Source organism: Streptomyces sp. CLCI03 (genome assembly GCF_053615355.1).
In genome coordinates this window covers 7106344-7125096 of record NZ_CM132132.1, presented here as the reverse complement: position 1 = coordinate 7125096, position 18753 = coordinate 7106344, and the positions used below count along the sequence as shown (strand labels likewise).

Genomic DNA, 18753 nt, shown 5'->3' with positions numbered 1-18753 from the left:
CCGGAGGTCAGTGGTACTCGGGCTGGGTCTGCACGTTGAGCCGGTCCATGCGCACCCGCGTGGCGTTTTCGGTGCGCCGGTCGTCGAGCCGCAGCACGTCGAGGCCCTTGACGATGTCGTTCGAGTAGATGTGCCCGTTGTAGTAGTACGCCGACCAGGACCCGCCGAGTCCGAGCTGGTCCGTCGTCAGCGGCCCGCGCTCGAAGTAGGCGATCTCGCGGGGGCGGGTCGAGTCGGTGAACTCCCAGACGGAGACGCCGCCCTGGTACCAGGCCTGCACCATGATGTCGCGGCCGCCGCCGACCGGGACCAGCGAACCGTTGTGCGCCACGCAGTTCTCGGTGTCGGCCTGGTGGCGCGGGATCTTGAAGTAGCCGCGGAAGACGAGTTTGCGCTGGTCCCCGCGGCCGGTGATGTCGTAGATCCCGTCGGCGCCGCGGTCGGGACCGGTGGCCTCGTTGCAGGTGGCGCCGCCACCGCCGCCGAGTTCGTCGGTGAACACCACCTTGTTCGCCCGCTCGTTGAAGGTGGCCGAGTGCCAGAACGCGAAGTTCACGTTGTCCTGGACCCGGTCGATGACCCGCGGCTGCTCGGGCCTGCTGATGTCGAAGAGGATGCCGTCACCCATGCAGGCGCCGGCAGCCAGGTTCTTCGACGGCAGCACGGTGATGTCGTGGCAGCCGGTGGTCTTGGAGACGCCGGGGTTGGTGGGCGTGCCCGGGTTGCCGCCATCGGGGAAGAGGACCGGGAAGGCGACGACCGCGGCCTTCGTCGGTGCCTTCTTCGGGATTTTCACGACCGAGATGCCGTCGTGCGGCGGCTTGCAGTCGGGGAAGGCCTCGTTCGGGGAGTACGAGGCGACGTAGAGGTAGAGGTCGCGGTCGCCCGGCACCAGGGTGTGGGTGTGCGAACCGCAGGCCGTCTCGACGGACTTGATGTACCGGGGGTTCTTCTTGTCCTTGATGTCGAAGATCTTGATGCCCTCCCACGAGGACTTCTCCGTGGCGGGCTGCGAGACGCTGTTGCAGGAGTCGTCGCTGCGCGAGGAGTCGGTGGAGAGGAAGAGCAGGTCGCCGTGGACGGAGATGTCGTTCTGGCCGCCGGGGCAGAGCACCTGGGTGACGGTCCTCGGTGCCTTCGGATCGGCGATGTCGTAGATGGTGAAGCCGCTGTAGCTGCCCGCGTAGGCGTACCTGCCCTGGAAGGCCAGATCGGTGTTGATCCCCGTGGGGTCGGTGCTGGGGATGTTGGCCAGGGGCTTGACGTTGGCGCTGTGCACGATCTCGTCCTGGCCGGGGATGTCCCCCGGGGCGAGTCCCCGGCCCTCGGTGAGGCCCGCGTCGTGCTGATGCGCACTGCCGGATGATGATTCGCCCGGGTCGGGGGTGGCGGCGGCCGGTCCGGCTGCCGCCAGGAGCGTGGTGAGGAGACCGGCCGCGGCGACGGCCACCCCCACGGTCCTGCTGTGTACCCGCCTGCTGTGGAGCGAGGTCACTGTGCCCTCCTTTGAGAGCCCGATCGGTTCCGCCCGCGAGGGAGCGGAACCAGGACCCCGGCAGTATCTTCCCTTCATGGACATGGCAAAAGCCCACGGGGTCCTCCGCACTGTCTTATCGGCGCGGCCCGGCCGGTTCGCCGCCACGGCCGCGGCCACGGTCGTGACCGCCGGCCTGCTGCTGACGCTCCCCGGCTGCCAGGGGGACGACGGATCGGATCGGGCCACGATCGTCGCGCCGGGCGGGCCGGGCGAGGAGGCCCGCCACCTCACCCCGGAGGAGGCCGCGAAGGCGAAACCCGACGACAGCCCGAACGCCGCCGACCGCACCTACGTGTCACGCATGATCGAACACCACCGGCAGGCGCTCACGATGAGCGCCCTGGCACCGGACCGGGCCGCCTCGGAGGGGGTCGAACGGCTGGCGGAGCGGATCACGGCGGCCCAGAAGCCCGAAATCGGCGCGATGGAGAAGTGGTTGGCCCGCCACCCTGCCGCGACCACTCCCCCGGCCACCGCCACGCCCGCGGCACCGGCGGCGGGCCATGACCACGGCGCGATGCCGGGAATGGCTACCGAGCGGCAGCTGGCGGAACTGACCGCGGCCACGGGGACCGACTTCGACCGGCTCTTCCTGAAGCTGATGACCGCCCACCACGAGGGCGCCGTGACGATGGCCGGCGAGGCGCTGGCGGGTGGGAACAACGTGGCCGTGGAGGAGATGGCGACCGAGGTGGTGGCCACCCAGAGCGCCGAGATCCACCGGATGCGCGCGATGGGCTGACTCCGCGAGGGGCCGGTGTCATGCTGGGGGTGTCTTGTGGGTCAGGCCGGATCAGGGAGCTGGGACCACCTGCGGGAGGAGCTCCGCCGTGCTTCGTGTAGCCGTCGTCGGATCGGGCCCCAGCGGGGTCTACGCGGCCCAGACGCTGGTACAGCAGCGCGAGGTGCCCGGGGTACGGGTGGACGTGCTGGACCGGCTCCCCGCCCCCTACGGGCTCGTCCGGTACGGGGTCGCCCCCGACCACGAGAAGATCAAGTCGCTCCAGGGCAGCCTGCGCACCGTGCTGGAGGACGAGCGGATCCGCTTCCTCGGCAACGTCGAGGTCGGCGGGGAGGCGTTGCCCACCGGCCGGCTGCTGGAGCTGTACCACGCGGTGGTGTACTGCGTCGGCGCGGCCCGGGACCGGATGCTGGGGATTCCCGGCGAGGAGCTGACCGGGGTGCACTCCGCCACGGCCTTCGTGTCCTGGTACAGCGGACACCCGGACGCCGCGGCCGAGGTGTTCGATCTGCCCGGCGTGGACGCGGCGGTGGTGGTCGGGGCCGGCAACGTCGCGGTGGACGTGACGCGGATCCTGGCCCGGGGTGCGGCCGAACTGGCGCCGACGGACATGCCGCAGCCGGCGCTCGGCGCGCTCGCGGAGAGCGGGGTGCGCGCGGTGTCGATGGTCGCCCGTCGCGGACCCTCGCAGGGCCGGTTCACCACCAAGGAGCTACGGGAACTGGGCACGCTGCCGGGGGTGGACGTCCGCACCGATCCGGCCGAACTGGCCCTCGACCCCGTGTACGCCGACCCGGTGGCGGCCGCCGCCCTGCCGGCGGTGGCCCGACGGAACCTGGAGGTGCTCCGCGGCTGGGCGCAGGCCGAACCGGCCGGCCTACCGCGCCGCATCGCGCTGCGGTTCTACCTGCGCCCGGTGGAGATCCTGGGCGGGCCGGACGGCCGGGTCACCGGGATGCGCTTCGAGCGCACCGCCCCGGACGGCCGGGGCGGGGTGATCGGGACGGGCGTGCACGAGGACGTCGCGGCGCAGTTGGTGCTGCGCTCGGTGGGGTACAAGGGCGTTCCGCTCGCCGGGCTGCCCTTCGACCCCGCGAAGGGCACGGTCCCGCACGCGGCGGGCCGGGTGCTGCGCGCGGGCCGGGCCTCGGTCGGCGAATACGTGGCCGGCTGGATCAAGCGCGGTCCGACCGGGGTGATCGGCACGAACCGGCCCTGCGCCAAGGAGACCGTGTCCGCACTGCTCCAGGACGCGGGGACATTGGTCCGGCGCGACCTCCCGGGGGATCCGTTGGACGCGCTGCGGGCGGCGGGGCTGCGCCCGGTCCGGTGGCCCGGCTGGCTGGCCATCGAGGCGGCCGAGGCCGACCTGGGGCGCTCCCTGGGCCGCCGTTCCGTCAAGATCCCCGATTGGGCCGGCCTGCTGGCCGCGGCTGACCCGGACCGGTCGTAGGCCGGTTCCCGCGGATCGCCGTTCCCCGGGCGCTCGCGCAGGCCGGGCTCCGTGGCCGCGGGGCGGGGTTCCGGCAGCGCCCTCGACCACCTGGTGCCGCGTGGGACCGACGGCCGTGGGTGACGGCCCCGCCCGTCGCGGAGGTGCTTCCGGGTGGTGATCCGGCCGCGATGCCCTCGCGCGGGGAGTGTCGCCGGGCCCGCCGCCGCGCGCGGGCCGATCATGTCGCGGGAGCGAAGCCTCGGAGCGGCAAACGGATGGAGCGTCATGGCACCGAACGGATTCCGCCGGTCATGGGATGGTTGGCGGCCCTGGGTCCTCGGGACGGCGACGGTGGCGCTGCTGGTGTCGACGTCCTCGTACGCCGCAGCGGCGGCCGGGGCGGGCGCGGCCGTCCGGAACCGGCCGGGCATCGCGAGCCCGGCCGCCGAGGGTGCCGCCCGGTGCCCGGACCACTGCGAAGGCCCCGGTGTGCCTCTCGGTGACGTCACGGTGGTCAAGGAGGACGCGACGACCGGCAACCCTCTGGGAGGCGCCGTCTTCCAGCTCTGGGAGGAGACCAACGGCATCCCTGGACTCCAGCCCACCGGCAGCGACCCGGACACCTCCATCGGCGACACCTGCACCACCTCCGCCGACGGCACGTGCGCCCGCACCCTGCCGACCGGCGTCTACTACTGGCAGGAGACCCAGGCCCCGCCCGGCTACGACCTGCCCCTCAACCCGGTGTTCGGCCCCCTGGTGCTGACGGAGGAGAACATCGCCGAAGGCGTGACGGTGACCGCCGAGAACACGGCCACGCCGGTGACCGCCGGCGAGGTCGCGCGGCCCGCCCTCACGGACCCGGTCGGGGAGGTGGGTACGGCCTTCGTGCCATGAGCGTGGCAGGTGATGGCCGGAGGGGGCTGCGGGACGTGTCGGCAGGCTCTTGGGCCGTGGCCGAATCCGACCGGGCGCAAGGGGAGGGTGCGACACATGTGCGCCTTGACACCCCCGGCCGACCTGGCGTCAGGCTACCGGTCCCGGCCCGGCCGAAGCTCCCACCGGCAGTGGGGCATGGACCTCTATGCGGTGAGCCGGGCCGCCTCGGCCGCGGCCGCCGCCAGGACGCTGTCGAGGAGACCGGGGAAGAGTGACTGGAGTTCCTCGCGGCGCAGGGCGTTGAGCTTGGTGGTGCCGCGGTAGGCCTGGCGGACGACGCCGCTCTCGCGCAGGACGCGGAAGTGGTGCGTGGTCGTGGACTTGGTGACCGGCAGGTCGAAGGAGGAGCAGGCCAGGTCCTCGGCCGAGGCGGCCAGGTCCAGGACGATGGACAGCCGGACCGGGTCGGAGAGGGCGTGCAGCACGCCCTCCAGGCGGATCTCGCCCTCCTCGGGGTGGGCGAGGGTGCGGGAGGTGTCCCGTTCCGTCATGTCCCTGCTCCACTCACTCGGTCGATGTGTTCCGGATGCCGCGCACCCCATCGTACGAGAGTCGTCGAAGCAGGCGGGCGGGTCGGGGAAACCGGTTCGGCTCCGGGGCGGGGCCGCCGGAGCCGAACCCGCGTCACCAGGAGCGGTGGTACTGCTCGGGCGTACGGATCTCCCCGCCCAGCTCCTTGGCGGCGCGGCGGGCCCAGTACGGGTCGCGCAGGAGCTCCCGCCCCAGCAGGACGGCGTCGGCCTCCCCGTTGGCGAGCACCTTCTCGGCCTGTTCCGGTTCGGTGATCAGGCCGACGGCGGCCACGGGCAGGGCGGTGCCGGCCTTGACCCGGGCCGCGAAGGGGACCTGGTAGCCGGGGCCCACGGGGATCGTGGCGTGCGGGGCGAGGCCGCCGGTCGAGACGTCGAGCAGGTCCACGCCGTGCGCCGGCAGCAGGTCGGCCAGGCGGACCGTCTCGTCGGCGGTCCAGCCCTCCTCCTCCAGCCAGTCGGTGGCGGAGATCCGGAAGAAGAGGGGGAGCTCCTCGGGCCACACCGCCCTTACGGCGTCCACGACTTCGAGGGCGAAGCGGGTGCGGTTCTCGAAGGAGCCGCCGTACTCGTCGGTGCGCTTGTTGCTGTACGGGGAGAGGAACTCGCCGATCAGGTAGCCGTGGGCGCCGTGGATCTCGACGACCTCGTACCCCGCGGCCAGCGCGCGCTCGGCTGCGGCCGCGAACTGGCCGGTGATCTCACGGATCTCCTCGACCGTCAGCTCATGGGGTACCGGGTACCCCTCGGAGAAGGGCACGGGGCTCGGGGCGACCGGCTGCCAGCCGTGCGCCTCGGCTCCGACCGGTCGCCCGCCCTTCCAGGTGCGGTCCGTGGACGCCTTTCGGCCGGCATGAGCGATCTGGATCCCGGGGACGGCGCCCTGGGACTTGACGAAGGCGGTGATCCGGCGCAGCGCCTCGACCTGGGTGTCGTTCCAGATGCCGAGGTCGTAGGGGGAGATCCGGCCTTCCGGGGAGACGGCGGTGGCCTCCTGGACGATCAGTCCGGTTCCGCCGGTGGCACGGGCGGCGTAGTGCGCGAAGTGCCAGTCGCCGGCCACGCCCGCGTTCGGCCCGAACGCCTCGGCGCTGTACTGGCACATCGGGGCCATCCACACCCGGTTCGGGATGGTGACGGAGCGGAGCGTGTAGGGCGCGAACAGGGCGGCGAAGGCGGCGGGGGCAGCACTCATCAGGCTCTCCAGATACGACCGGGCATGCCGGGGATCGATCAAGTACGAGAGTCACCGTACTACGGATTTCCTCGTACTACGAGACCTCTCGTACAAGCTCGTCGAGTTCCGTGCGCAGCGCCCCGGCCAGGGCCGCCAGATCCGGGACGGCGGCCGCGTCGGCGACCAGTCCGTAGTGGACCGTGCCCTTGTACGTGGAGACCGCGACGGCCAGCGACTGCCCTCGGGCCAGCGGGGCGAGCGGGTAGACCTCGCGGACCGGGCTGCCGCCGAGGGTGAAGGTGAAGCTCGGCAGCGGCACGCTGGTGACGAGGATGTCGAAGAGCAGCCGGGCGGCCTGGGCCACGAGCGGGCCGCCGAGCCGGTGGCCGAGCGGGTGGACGTGGTCGGCGAGGAGGGCGACGGCCCCGGCGCCGCGGGCGGGTCCGGCGTCCTTGTTGCGGTCCATGGCGGCACGCACGCCGGCCAGGCGGCGCAGCGGATCCGCTTCGGCGAGCGGCAGCCGGAGCAGATAGCCGGAGAGCCGGTTCCCGGCGCCTCCCGAGCCCGCGGGCCCGCGGCGGCGGGAGACCGGGATCAGCGCGCGCGGTCCCGCGCCCCAGGGCTCGGGATCGCCCCGCCCCGCCAGCCAGCGCCGCAGCGCACCGGCGACCAGGGCGATCAGCACGTCGTTGACGGTGCCGCCGGCGCCCTTGCGGACGAGGTTGACCTCGTCCAGGTCGAGGGCGAGGCCGGCGACCGCGCGGGCGCCCGAGCCGGTGGAGTCCGCGGTGAGGGCCGTGGGCACCCCGAGCGGCAGTCCGGCGCGGGCCACGGCGGCCCCGATCTCCAGGGCCTGGCCCACGTCCTGGACCCGGGCGGCCAGGACCCCGGGAAGTCGGCGCAGGACGGAGCCGCCCCGCTGCTCGGGGACCGGGCGCGCGGGTGGCCGCGGGACCGTGGCCTCGTCGAACAGGGTGGCCGCCAGGGCCAGCGCGCCCAGACCGTCGGCGAGGGCGTGGTGGAACTTGAAGAGGACCGCGAACGAGTCGGGATCGGGTCCGGCCAGTACGTGCGCCTCCCACGGAGGCAGCGTCCGGTCCAGCGGCCGGGCCATCAGCGGTCCGGCGGCGGTGTGCGGGACGCTCTCGTCGGTCCGCACGAGGAACACGTGCCGGGCCGGGTCGAAGCCGGGGTCGGGCGACCATGCGGCCGCGCCGACGGGCAGCAGCACGTCGCGGATCCGGCGGCGCAGGCGGGGTACGGCCACGCAACGGGCGGTGAGCAGCCGGGCGGCTCGCTCCGCGGCGTCGGGTCCGGCGGCGTGGAAGACGGCGAGGGCCCCCAGGTGCATGGGATGGTCGGCGGATTCGATCCGCCAGAAGGCGAGGTCGAGCGGGGACAGGTGCTCGGTGACCACATACGTCCTCTCGCGTGCGGCGGCAGTGACCGAAGTCAATCCATTACGGACACCTGCATGCAAGCAACAATCATTTCAGGGCGGTAAACGATCGGTATTGATCTGCTCATCAGGATCCCCGCACCGTCCGCCGGGTCACTGTCACCGGGCGGGTGCAGACTGGCCGAAAACATACTCCGCAAGGAACGCCCGCGGAGGACGACGAGGCCCGGAGGTGCCGGCCATGACCGACGCAGTGCTGCTCGTGGGAACCCGCAAAGGACTCTTCATCGGACGCCGCCGGGGCGAGGCGCCCTGGGAGTTCGACGGACCCCACTTCAACGCCCAGGCCGTCTACGCGGTCGCCGTGGACCGGCGGGGCCCGGTGCCCCGGCTGCTGGTCGGCGGGGACAGCGCCCACTGGGGCCCGTCCGTCTTCAGCTCCGACGACCTCGGCGCGACCTGGCGGGAGCCCGCCGCGCCCGCCGTGAAGTTCCCGAAGGACACCGGGGCCTCCCTGGAGCGGGTCTGGCAGCTGCAGCCGGCCGGCCCCGAGGCCCCCGACGTGGTGTACGCGGGGACGGAACCGGCCGCGCTGTTCCGCTCGACCGACCGGGGTGACTCCTTCGAGCTGGTCCGTCCGCTGTGGGAGCACCCGAGCCGCGGGAAGTGGGTACCGGGCGGCGGGGGCGAGGGCCTGCACACGGTGATCACCGACCCCCGCGACCCGGACGCGGTGACCGTGGCCGTCTCCACCGCCGGGGTGTTCCGGACCACCGACGGCGGGGCCAGCTGGAACCCGTCCAACCAGGGGGTCTCGGCGGTGTTCCTGCCGGACCCGAACCCCGAGTTCGGCCAGTGCGTGCACAAGATCGCCCAGGACGCCGGGGACACGGACCGGCTGTACCTGCAGAACCACTGGGGCGTCTACCGCAGCGACGACGCGGGCGGCCGGTGGACCGACATCGGCGGCGGTCTGCCCTCCGACTTCGGCTTCGCGGTCGCCGCCCATCCGCACCGGCCGGACACCGCCTACGTCTTCCCGCTCAACGCCGACTCCGACCGGGTCCCGGCCGAGCACCGGTGCCGGGTCTTCCGCACCCGGGACGCGGGCGCCACCTGGGAGCCGCTGGCCCGCGGACTCCCGGCCGGGGACCACTACGGCACGGTGCTGCGCGACGCGCTGTGCACGGACGACGCGGACCCCGCGGGCATCTACTTCGGCAACCGCAACGGCGAGGTGTACGCCAGCCACGACGACGGCGAGAGCTGGCAACTCCTCGCGGAGCACCTGCCCGACGTCCTGTGTGTACGGGCGGCCACGTTCGGCCAGTAGAGTGATCCACCGTGGCAGCACGACCGTTGAACGAGATCGTCGAGCCGGGCTGGGCCCGTGCTCTGGAGCCGGTGGCGGGGCAGATCGCCGCCATGGGCGACTTCCTGCGCGCCGAGATCGCGGCGGGGAGGACCTACGTACCGGCCGGGGCCAATGTGCTGCGCGCCTTCCAACAGCCCTTCGACGAGGTCAAGGTGCTGATCGTCGGGCAGGACCCCTATCCCACGCCGGGGCACGCGGTCGGACTGTCCTTCTCGGTCGCCCCGGACGTACGGCCGGTGCCGCCGAGCCTCGACAACATCTTCCTGGAGATGCACCGGGACATCGGCACCGGCCGCCCGGCGAACGGCGACCTGACCCCGTGGACCCGGCAGGGCGTCCTGCTGCTCAACAGATCGCTCACGACCGCGCCCCGCCGCTCCAACGCGCACCAGGGCAAGGGCTGGGAGGCCGTCACCGACCAGGCCATCCGCGCCCTGGCCGCGCGCGGCAAGCCGCTGGTCTCCATCCTCTGGGGACGGGCGGCCCGCAACCTGCGGCCGCTGCTCGGCGAACTGCCCGTCGTGGAGTCCTCGCACCCCTCCCCCAAGTCGGCCGACTACGGGTTCTTCGGCTCCCGGCCGTTCAGCCGGACGAACGAGCTGCTGGTGGGTCAGGGTTCACAGCCTGTGGACTGGCGCTTGCCGTCAGTCAGTTGAACGTATCTGATATTCACCGGATAAATACGGACAGATGCCCCGCGGGAAGGCCCTGCCCGAACACCTTGTTCCGATAAGCCAGTAGCATGCGGCGCCATGAGCTCCCCCACTGGGCCCGCAAATGGCCTGCCCGTACGAATGCCGCGACCCCGCCAGACCGGACGGCACCGCCGGCCCGAGCCCGCGGTGGCGCCCGAGGGCGCGCCCGCGCTGGTGCTCGCCGTGCCCGGTGCCCCCTCGGCCGCCTCGCGAGGGCTCGCGGAAGAGATCATCAGCATCGGCCGCTCCGAGCTGCCGGGCCTCGACGCCCGCATCGGCTTCCTCGAAGGTGACGACGACACCGAGTTCCCGTCGCTGTCCGGCGTGCTGACCGCCGTCGCGACCGAGCGTGTCGCGCGCGCGGACTTCGCCCGCGCCGCCGGCCACGAGGTGCCCGCGCCGACCGGCCCGGACGCCGTGGTCGTCCCGCTGCTCGCCGGCCCCGACAGCGATCTGCTCCGCCGGATCCGCCAGGCGCTGATGGACTCCTCCGCCGCCGCCGAGCTGGCCGACGTGCTCGGCCCGCACCCGCTGCTCGCCGAGGGCCTGCACGTGCGTCTGTCGGAGGCGGGCCTGGCCCGTGCCGACCGCGCCCGGCTCTTCACCGTGACCACCGCCGCCGACGGCATCGTCCTGGCCACCACCGGTGGCGAGGAGGCCGTACAGGCCGCCGGGATCACGGGCATGCTGCTGGCCGCCCGGCTCGCCGTGCCCGTCATGGCCGCCGCGCTCGACCAGGAGGGTTCGGTGGCCGCGGTCGCCGAGCAGCTGCGCCGCGAGGGGTCCACGCTGCTCGCGCTCGCCCCGTACCTGATCGGCCCGGAGGCCGCCGACGGTCTGCTCGACACCGCCTGCAAGGAGGCCGACTGCGCCACGGCCGAGGTGCTCGGCGCCTACGGCGCGCTCGGCAAGCTGGCCGTCGCGCAGTACGCCGCCGCCCTCGGGATCGCCCAGGACGCCGCCGCACACTGACCCGCCCGTACGACGCGAAGGGCCCCCGACGGCCACGGTCATCCGTGGCCGTCGGGGGCCCTTTCCCATGGCCCGCCGGCCCGTGTCAGCCCAGGACCACACAGGTGGCCGCGGGCACGGCCATCGAGCCGGCGAGGCGCGGCTGCCCGGTCAGCGGGTCCACGTCGAACCAGGTGACGTCCCCCGAGCGCTCGTTGGCCGCGTAGAGCCGCCTCCCCGAGGGATCGACGGCGAGATCGCGCGGCCACGCTCCGCCGCAGGCCACGGCTCCGGTGAGTCGCGGTTTCTCCGGCCCGTCGGCGAGGGAGAGGGTGACGATCGTGTCGGCCCCGCGGACGGCCGCCCAGACGAAGCGGCCGTCGGGCGAGGCGACGACCGCCGAGGGGTAGGCCCGTACGGCCTCTGAGGCGCCCACTGAGGCCACCGGAACCTCTCCGGCCGGTTCCAGTCGCCCGGAGCCGCCGTTCCAGCGGCAGACGGTCACCTGGGGCTCCAGCTCGTGCAGGACGTACGCCACCTCGCCCGCCGGATGGAAGGCGAGGTGACGGGGGCCCGTCCCGGCACGCAGCGCGGTCTCGGTGTGCGGCCGCGGCGCCCCGGTGGTCGGGTCGAGCGCGCAGACCCGTACCGAGTCGGTGCCGAGGTCCACGGCGAGCACCCAGCGGCCGGTCGGGTCGGGCAGCACCTGATGGGCGTGCGGGCCTTCCTGCCGGTCGGCGTCGGGGCCGGAACCCTGGTGCGACAGGACGTGGGCGGGCCCGCCGGGGCGGCCGTCGGCGGCGAGCGGGAGGCTGCTGACGCTGCCGGAGGTGTAGTTGGCGGTGAGCAGTCTGCGCCCCGCCAGGCTGAGGTGGGTGGGCCCGGAGCCTCCCACGCGGACGGGCGCGCCGAGGGGGGCGAGGCCCGCGACGGTGGTCTCGAAGGCGGCGACCGTGCCCCGCTCGGTCTCGTTGACCGCGTAGAGGACACCGGTGGAGCGGGAGAGGGCGAGGTACGAGGGGTCCTCGGCGGGGGTGACCGAGAGCGGGGTCAGCGCCCCGGTCCTCGGGTCCACGGTGGCGGTGGTGACACCGCGGCCACCCGTCGAGGTGAACGAGCCGATGTAGGCCCGGGGTTCACCGCTCCGGCTCCTGATGTCCGTGCCACCCACGTCGAGCCCCTTTCACCGCTGCCGGATCCGTCCGGAGCCGACGGTAACAGAAGGTCTAGACCAAGTCCCGCCCCCTGGCCCGCTCCTGCGCGCCGGGGTGGTGGACGTAGGCGGTACTGCTGCTGCGGTCCTCGTAGGTGCGGTGGAAGACCGGGGTGGCGGAGCCGGAGATCGGCGGCACGATCCAGGACCAGTCCGCGCCCACCTCGCGCCCCTTGCGCTCCTCCCGTTCCATGTGGGACAGGAAGCGCCGGGACTCGGTGTGATGGTCGGCGATGGTGACCCCGGCGCGGTCGAAGGAGTGCAGGACGGCCCGGTTGAGCTCGACGAGCGCGCGGTCCTTCCAGAGGGAGCGGTCGCTGGAGGTGTCCAGGCCCAGCCGGCGGGCGACCGCGGGGAGGAGGTTGTACCGATCGGTGTCGGCGAGGTTGCGGGCGCCGATCTCGGTGCCCATGTACCAGCCGTTGAACGGCGCGGCCGGGTAGTGGATGCCGCCGATCTCCAGGCACATGTTGGAGATGGCGGGTACGGCGTGCCAGCGCAGTCCCCAGTCCGCCCAGCCCGCGTCGTCGGGGTGGTCGATCGGAACCTCCAGGACGGCGTCCGAGGGAGTGTCGAACCAGCGGGGCTTGTCGTCGACGCCCTGGACCACCAGCGGCAGGAGGTCGAAGGGGGTGCCGGGGCCGCCGGGCCAGCCGAGCTGGAGCAGGGCCTCGGTGAGCGGGCCGTTGCGGGCGTCGCCGACGGTTATGGACGGGTGGTCGCCGTAGCCCGCGTATCTGACCAGTTGCTCGCTCCAGATCAGCGGGCCGGGGCGGTCCGGGGCGTCCGGGGCGAAGACGGTGATCGTGGGCCTCACCCGGCCCCGGTTGGTCGCCTCGCGCAGGTGGTCGAAGCACTCGGCGGCTATGTCGTCGGCGTCGGTGAGCCCGCGGCGGTCGCGGACCCGCAGCGAGTTCCAGTAGAGGCGGCCTATGCAGCGGTTACTGTTGCGCCAGGCGACCCGGGCCCCGTGGACCAGTTCCTCGGGGGTGTGCGCATAGGTGCCGGTCTCGGCGAGTTCGGCCCGCACGGCGGCGAGTCGGGCACGCGGATCGCCGGCGTCCGGGTTCTCCCGGTGGAAGAGTCGGATGAACTCCTCGGCCGCTTCCCACACCTGAGCGGTGGTGGAGCGCTGTTGAAGAATTTCCATTCCGGGCGGTTACCCCCTGTCCGACCAGATCCACCCTGTACATGCCGGATGAATGTGCAATAAACAATTACCCGTTGTACATGTCGCAGGTCAGCGCGGGGTGATTGACAGTCAGGGAGCACTCCTCCGGGTGATCCCTCATGGATCGGGCTGCGGTGAGGCGCGCGGGGGCGTACGATCCGGCGCGCTCCGGGAGTTGGCGGTGCGCCGGGTCAGCGGCAGGGGCGGCTCATGTAGAGCGCCCGCTCACCGGTCGCCGGTGTGCCCTCGTACAGCACGGTGTCGAGACCGCAGAAGGAGAACCCCATCCGCCGATAGGCGTGCACCGCCGGGGCGTTGACCGAGCTGACCTCCAACCACAGGTGCCGCGCGCCCCGTTCGCGGGCGAACCGCTCGGCGCACTCCATCAGACCCCGGCCGATGCCGCGACCCCGGTGGTCGGGTGCGACCTCGATGTCCTCGATGGTCAGGCGCCGGTTCCAGGGCGCGTATCCGACGGCGGCGTACCCGCACAGCAGCTCGCCGTCGAGAGCCACGAAGGTCCGGGCGTCGGCGTCCGAGTCCTTCCCGCCGCCGAAGACCTGCTCGTCGTGCTCTTCGGGCGGGAACGCCTTGCGCACGGGCGGGTCCACGGGGACCTCGCGGAGCAGGAAGCCGAAGCCGTCGCCCGGACCGGGCTCGCTCACCTCGAACACCGTGGCGGTGGTGAAGGAGGAGTCCAGGGCCTCGATGGCACCCGCGTCCTCGGGACGGGCGGGGCGGTACACGATCGATTCGGCCGAGCCGTGTGCGGTGGTCATGAGATCAACCGTACGCAAAAAATCCCCCGGCCGAATTGGCTGCCGAGGGACGGAAGAGCGTATATTCAATGGTTCACGACTTCGCTTTGAACGAAGTCGTAGTGAAGCTTACGAGGACACTGTAGCGCGGCAGGAGTGCAATTGTCAACCGAGGAATTCCGGAAAGAGCAGCAATTCGTCACCGACCTCTATCGGCGCCTCGACGGTCTGCGTGACCAGGCCGAACAGGTGGTCGAAGGCGCGCTGCGCGATGTCGGAACCGGCTTTCAGGCGCGGCTGGAGCGGGACGTCCTCGTCGCCGAGCAGTCCGGTCTGCTTTCCGCCCTGAATGCGGGCGAGAACGGTCTCTGTTTCGGCCGTCTGGAGTTCTCCGACGGCCGGGACCACCACATCGGCCGGCTCGGAATCCGGGCCGACGACGCGGAACGCACCCCACTGGTCCTGGACTGGCGCGCGGACGTGGCCCGCCCCTTCTACCTCGCCACCGGTCACACCCCCATGGGGCTGCGCCGCCGCCGGCACATCAGCAGCCGGGGGCGCGTGGTCACCGCCCTGCACGACGAGATCCTCGACCTGACCGACGCGGAGCGCACCGGACACGAGGGCGCCGACGCGGACGCCGTGCTGCTCGCCGCGCTCGACGCCGCCCGGACCGGCCGGATGCACGACATCGTGCGCACCATCCAGGCCGAGCAGGACCGGATCATCCGCTCCACGCACCGCGGGGTGCTGGTCGTCGAGGGCGGTCCCGGCACCGGCAAGACCGCGGTGGCGCTGCACCGCGCCGCCTACCTGCTGTACGCCCACCGGGAGCTGCTCGCCAAGCGCGGTGTGCTGATCGTCGGACCGGGCCCGGCCTTCCTCGGCTACATCGGCGGGGTGCTCCCGGCCCTCGGCGAGACGGGCGTGCTGCTGGCCACCCCGGGCGAGCTCTTCCCGGGTGTGCACGCCACCGCCGCCGACCGCCCGGGGGCCGCCGAGGTGAAGGGGCGCGCCGCGATGGCGGAGGTCCTCGCCCGGGTGGTGGCCGACAGGCAGTGCCTGCCGGAGACCGTGCCGGCGGACACCGGCGAGGAGTACGACACCGTCCCCGAGCCGGCGCTGGAGATCGACCACGAGGAGTACGGGACGCTGCTGCTGGACCGCACCATGGCGTACGAGGCGCGGGACCGGGCCCGAGCCACCGGGTTGCCGCACAACCAGGCCCGTCCCTCCTTCGTCTTCCCGATCATCGACGCGCTCACGGCGCAGCTCGCCGACCGGTTGGGCGCCGATCCGTACGGCGGTCCGAACCTGCTCGGCTCGGACGACATCGCCCAGATCGGCAAGGAGATCGCGACGAGCGCCGCCGTGCACGCGGCGATCGACTCGCTGTGGCCCTCCCTCACCCCCCAGCGGCTGGTCTCCGACTTCCTCGCGGACCCGACGCACCTGCCCGCGCACGAGGCCGACCTGATCCGGCGCGCGCCCTCGGCCCGCCCCGACTGGACCCCGGCGGACGTGCCGCTCCTGGACGAGGCGGCCGAGCTGCTCGGCGAGGACGACAGCGCCCGGCGGGCCGCCGAGGAACGGGACCGGCAGCGGCGCGTCGCCTACGCGCAGGGGGTGCTGGACCTGTCGGAGGGCTCGCAGTCGTACGAGTTCGAGGACGAGGAGAACGAGTTCCTCGCGGCCCACGACATCATCGACGCGGAGCGGATGGCCGAGCGTCACGAGGAGTCCGACCACCGCAGTACCGCAGAGCGGGCCGCGGCCGACCGTACCTGGGCCTTCGGGCACGTCATCGTGGACGAGGCGCAGGAGCTGTCGGCGATGGCGTGGCGGCTGCTGATGCGGCGCTGCCCGACCCGGTCGATGACGCTGGTCGGCGACCCGGCGCAGACGGCCGACGAGGCGGGCTGCGGCTCGTGGGAGCGGATCCTGTCGCCGTACGTGGGCGAGCGCTGGGAGCTGGTCCGGCTGGGGGTCAACTACCGCACGCCGGCCGAGATCATGGAGGTGGCGGCGGCCGTGCTGCGGACCCGCGATCCCGGCTTCGAGCCGCCGCGGTCCGTACGGGCCACCGGGGTGCGGCCGTGGGCGCACGCGACCGGTGATCTGGCGGCGGCGACCGGGGAGGCGGTGGCTCGGGAGCTGCCGGCCGAGGGGCGGCTCGCGGTGATCGCGCCGCGGGCCCGGCACGCGGCGCTGGCCGCCGTACTGCCGGGGGTACGGGAGGGCGTCGAGCCGGATCTGACCGGTGAGGTGGTCCTGCTGGACCCTCGCCAGGCCAAGGGGCTGGAGTTCGACACGGTGATCGTGGTGGAGCCGGCCGAGCTGCGGCCGAGCGATCTGTACGTGGCGCTGACGCGGGCCACCCAGACCCTCGGGGTGGTGCACACCGCCGGCCGGCTGCCGGCGGGGCTGGCGGACACCCCGGAGGGGCTGCTCAGGCGCTGATGACGAGCGGCGCCCGGGGGTCGGTGCGCAGCGGGGTCGCCAGTGCCACGAGGGTGTGTTCCAGGCCGTGGAGGTGGGCGAGCGCCGGTTCCGCGGCGGCGGGCCGGGGCTGCGGCACGGTGGCGGGCCCGGGCGTGCCGTGCGGGGCGGTCAGGGCTTCCACCGCGGCCTCGACGCGCCAGCAGGCGGCGGCGAGCCGGGCGTCGTGCGAGGCCTGCGGATCGGCGGCGACGGCGACCAGCCCGCGTACGTCCCGGGCGCAGTCGTCCAGCAGCGCGAGCACCTGCCGGGCGCGGGCCTTGCGGGCGCGCAGCGGGCTCAGCGGGTGGACGAGCGGCGCGAGGGCCATCCGGACCCGGCCCAGCAGCAGCTCCAGTTCGGCGGCGTGCGGGGCGGGGTCGGCGTCCGGGTCTCCCGCGAGACGCTCCAGGGCGGCCGCGGTGGCGGCGCGTACGCAGTGCAGGGCGCGCTGGATCCAGGCGTCGTTGGCGGCGTGGGTGGTGACCGGGAGGATGATCACGACGGCGAGGGCGGCGCCGAGCGCGCCGATGGCGGTCTCCTGGAAGCGCAGGAGCAGCAGTCCGGGGTGCAGGACACCGAGGAGGCCGTAGAGCAGCCCGGCCATGACGGTGACGAAGAACATCATCCAGGAGTACGAGGGCGCGGCGGTGTAGAAGATCCCGAAGACGCATACGGCGACCAGTGCGGCGGTGGGGGCCGGCGCGCCATGCAGGGGTACGGCGATCAGCAGGCCGGCGGCGATGCCGACGACGGTGCCGAGGACGCGGCGGAAGCCCCGTACGAGGGTCTCGCCCCGGGAGGTGGTGTTCACGAAGATCCACCAGGCGGTGCCGACGGCCCAGTACCAGCGGTCGTCGGAAAGCGCCTGGCCGATGCCGAGCGCGAAGGCGCAGGCGGCGGTGGCCTGGAAGGCCTGTCGGGTGGTCGGGCGGGCGAGCCCGGTCCCGGGCAGGCCGGGCGGGGCCGCGGGGGGCGGGGTGCGCCGCTCGATGGGCCAGAGCAGGAAACGCACGGCTCCGGCGGCGAGGAGGGCCAGGCCCACGGCGGCGTAGAGCTCGGGCAGCTGCGCGGGCCGGGCGTGCAGGAACTGCGTGACGAAGAACATCATGAAGCCGAAGATCCCGAGGGCGTGGCCGCGGGGGCCGAAGCGGCGGGCGTAGACCCCGGCGAACACGACGGCGAGGAAGGTGGCGTCCCGGGCGAGCGGCACCCCGTGCAGGGTGGTCGCGAGGGTCAGGACGGGGAATCCGGCGACGGGCAGCAGGGCGGTGGTCAGGCGTTGGGCGCGGACGTCTCCGTCGAGCACGGTGAAGAGGGCGAGCAGGGCCGCAAGTCCTCCGGTGATGGAGGCGGTCAGGGAGAGACCGCACACTTCGGCGAGGGCGACGGCGGCGACGACGCCGATCACGGCGCGGGCCGAGTTCCGCAGTCTCATACGCCCCGGATCCGGAGCCACGAACATCCTCTTCACGGCGGTGTGCCGCCCCCCTTGCAGTGCTGCGCGCCGGCCCGGCGCCGCCCGGGGGTGGTGGGCGGCGGACGGGCACGGCGAAGGCGCCGCGCTCCGGAACCGGCCTCGTTGCCGTCCGGCGCTGCGCGGCGCCGTAAGTACATGGATACGACACAGATAAGCATCCGGAGGCCCACTGGCTCAAACGGGCCCTCCAGTGCTGGGCCATTGGTACAGCGCGGGAGCCGGGATGTCGGCCATGAGCCTGCCATCGGACCACTGTCGACGGCGGCAGCTCACCGGCCTGGGCCGCCGGCGTGGCCGACCGTGGCCGACTCTCGTCCGCGTGACCACGCGCTGTTATCGTGCAGCGACCCGCGGGGCGTACGGAAGGGGACCGACGTTGACGCGTACGGCGGAGTTCGGGGCGGCCGAGGCGTTCAGCCGGGCCGCCGTGGCGGTCTTCCGACTGAACGGACGGTTCACCGCGGCCCTCGACCGGCTCGCGGTCGCTTCGGGGCTCAGTGCCGCACGCTGGCAGATACTCACCACGGTCACGGAGGAGTCACTGTCCGTGTCCGCCGTGGCCCGGCGGGTGGGGACCAGCCGGCAGAGCGTGCAGCGCATAGCGGATCTTCTGGTGCGGCAGGGTCTCGCGGTCTATCTGGACAATCCGGCCCACCGGCGGGCCAAGCTGCTCACCGCCACCGAGCAGGGCGTGGCGGCGAAGCGGGAGATCGACTCCTGTCTGGCCGAGCTGACCCGGCAGTTGTGCGAGGGCCTCGGGGGCGAGGGCGAGGTATACCGCACGGCCGAGGTGTTGCGGGGCCTGTCCGGCGCGTTGTCGTCCATCGGATCCGACGACTCTGCGTGAGGCCCGCGCACGTGTCCGCCGCTATA

At 73.1% G+C, this 18753-nt stretch carries 16 protein-coding genes; 8 read left to right on the top strand and 8 right to left on the bottom strand.

Annotated features, from left to right (window positions below; genetic code table 11):
- Window positions 1-7: 7 nt before the first annotated feature.
- Window positions 8-1495, bottom strand: a complete 1488-nt coding sequence (locus ACWG52_RS32760; protein WP_453126713.1) for an LVIVD repeat-containing protein — start codon at window positions 1493-1495, stop codon at window positions 8-10.
- A gap of 82 nt (window positions 1496-1577) precedes the next feature.
- On the opposite strand from ACWG52_RS32760, the gene ACWG52_RS32755 reads away from it, so the two are divergent.
- The 3 genes from ACWG52_RS32755 (at window position 1578) to ACWG52_RS32745 (ending at window position 4611) form a co-directional block, all read left to right on the top strand.
- The gene (locus tag ACWG52_RS32755; protein WP_389807389.1) at window positions 1578-2279 is read left to right on the top strand and encodes a DUF305 domain-containing protein; all 702 of its coding nucleotides are present in this window, start codon (window positions 1578-1580) and stop codon (window positions 2277-2279) included.
- Window positions 2280-2367: 88 nt separating this feature from the next.
- On the top strand, window positions 2368-3732 hold the full coding sequence (locus tag ACWG52_RS32750) for an FAD-dependent oxidoreductase (RefSeq protein WP_389807127.1): 1365 nt from the start codon (window positions 2368-2370) through the stop codon (window positions 3730-3732).
- A 267-nt stretch (window positions 3733-3999) separates the two neighbouring features.
- On the top strand, window positions 4000-4611 hold the full coding sequence (locus ACWG52_RS32745) for a prealbumin-like fold domain-containing protein (RefSeq protein WP_390166813.1): 612 nt from the start codon (window positions 4000-4002) through the stop codon (window positions 4609-4611).
- A gap of 185 nt (window positions 4612-4796) precedes the next feature.
- On the opposite strand, the gene ACWG52_RS32740 is transcribed toward ACWG52_RS32745, so the two are convergent.
- The 3 genes from ACWG52_RS32740 to ACWG52_RS32730 all read right to left on the bottom strand — a co-directional run bounded on the left by ACWG52_RS32740 (window position 4797) and on the right by ACWG52_RS32730 (window position 7777).
- Window positions 4797-5144, bottom strand: coding sequence for an ArsR/SmtB family transcription factor (locus ACWG52_RS32740; protein ID WP_389807129.1), 348 nt, complete (start codon window positions 5142-5144; stop codon window positions 4797-4799).
- A gap of 133 nt (window positions 5145-5277) precedes the next feature.
- Entirely contained in the window at window positions 5278-6378 is a 1101-nt protein-coding gene (locus ACWG52_RS32735; protein ID WP_389807130.1) for an NADH:flavin oxidoreductase/NADH oxidase, read from the bottom strand.
- 76 nt (window positions 6379-6454) lie between these two features.
- Entirely contained in the window at window positions 6455-7777 is a 1323-nt protein-coding gene (locus ACWG52_RS32730) for a wax ester/triacylglycerol synthase family O-acyltransferase (protein WP_453129092.1), read from the bottom strand.
- 223 nt (window positions 7778-8000) lie between these two features.
- On the opposite strand from ACWG52_RS32730, the gene ACWG52_RS32725 reads away from it, so the two are divergent.
- The 3 genes from ACWG52_RS32725 (at window position 8001) to ACWG52_RS32715 (ending at window position 10801) form a co-directional block, all read left to right on the top strand.
- Window positions 8001-9092 carry a WD40/YVTN/BNR-like repeat-containing protein gene (locus ACWG52_RS32725; RefSeq protein WP_161289399.1) on the top strand — a complete coding sequence of 364 codons (1092 nt, stop codon included), beginning with the start codon at window positions 8001-8003 and terminating at the stop codon, window positions 9090-9092.
- 11 nt (window positions 9093-9103) lie between these two features.
- Window positions 9104-9790, top strand: a complete 687-nt coding sequence (locus tag ACWG52_RS32720) for a uracil-DNA glycosylase (RefSeq protein ID WP_030012774.1) — start codon at window positions 9104-9106, stop codon at window positions 9788-9790.
- Between the two features lie 96 nt (window positions 9791-9886).
- Entirely contained in the window at window positions 9887-10801 is a 915-nt protein-coding gene (locus tag ACWG52_RS32715; protein ID WP_389807131.1) for a sirohydrochlorin chelatase, read from the top strand.
- Between the two features lie 85 nt (window positions 10802-10886).
- Here the strand turns inward: ACWG52_RS32715 and ACWG52_RS32710 are convergent, their stop codons facing one another.
- The 3 genes from ACWG52_RS32710 to ACWG52_RS32700 all read right to left on the bottom strand — a co-directional run bounded on the left by ACWG52_RS32710 (window position 10887) and on the right by ACWG52_RS32700 (window position 13943).
- Window positions 10887-11951, bottom strand: a complete 1065-nt coding sequence (locus ACWG52_RS32710; RefSeq protein WP_389807132.1) for a lactonase family protein — start codon at window positions 11949-11951, stop codon at window positions 10887-10889.
- A 55-nt stretch (window positions 11952-12006) separates the two neighbouring features.
- Window positions 12007-13143, bottom strand: a complete 1137-nt coding sequence (locus ACWG52_RS32705; RefSeq protein WP_389807133.1) for a nitric oxide synthase oxygenase — start codon at window positions 13141-13143, stop codon at window positions 12007-12009.
- A gap of 212 nt (window positions 13144-13355) precedes the next feature.
- On the bottom strand, window positions 13356-13943 hold the full coding sequence (locus ACWG52_RS32700) for a GNAT family N-acetyltransferase (RefSeq protein ID WP_389807134.1): 588 nt from the start codon (window positions 13941-13943) through the stop codon (window positions 13356-13358).
- Window positions 13944-14084: 141 nt separating this feature from the next.
- Here ACWG52_RS32700 and ACWG52_RS32695 point away from each other — a divergent pair, with 141 nt between their 5' ends.
- Complete coding sequence (locus ACWG52_RS32695) at window positions 14085-16382, top strand: HelD family protein (RefSeq protein WP_389807135.1); 2298 nt, start codon at window positions 14085-14087, stop codon at window positions 16380-16382.
- Here ACWG52_RS32695 and ACWG52_RS32690 read toward each other — a convergent pair.
- Window positions 16372-17865: an FUSC family protein gene (locus tag ACWG52_RS32690; RefSeq protein WP_389807392.1), complete on the bottom strand. Its 1494-nt coding sequence runs from the start codon at window positions 17863-17865 to the stop codon at window positions 16372-16374. The two genes, ACWG52_RS32695 and ACWG52_RS32690, sit on opposite strands and share 11 nt — an antisense overlap.
- 391 nt (window positions 17866-18256) lie before the next feature.
- Between ACWG52_RS32690 and ACWG52_RS32685 the strand changes: the two genes are divergently transcribed.
- The gene (locus ACWG52_RS32685; RefSeq protein ID WP_389807136.1) at window positions 18257-18727 is read left to right on the top strand and encodes a MarR family winged helix-turn-helix transcriptional regulator; all 471 of its coding nucleotides are present in this window, start codon (window positions 18257-18259) and stop codon (window positions 18725-18727) included.
- The last annotated feature ends 26 nt before the right edge of the window (window positions 18728-18753 follow it).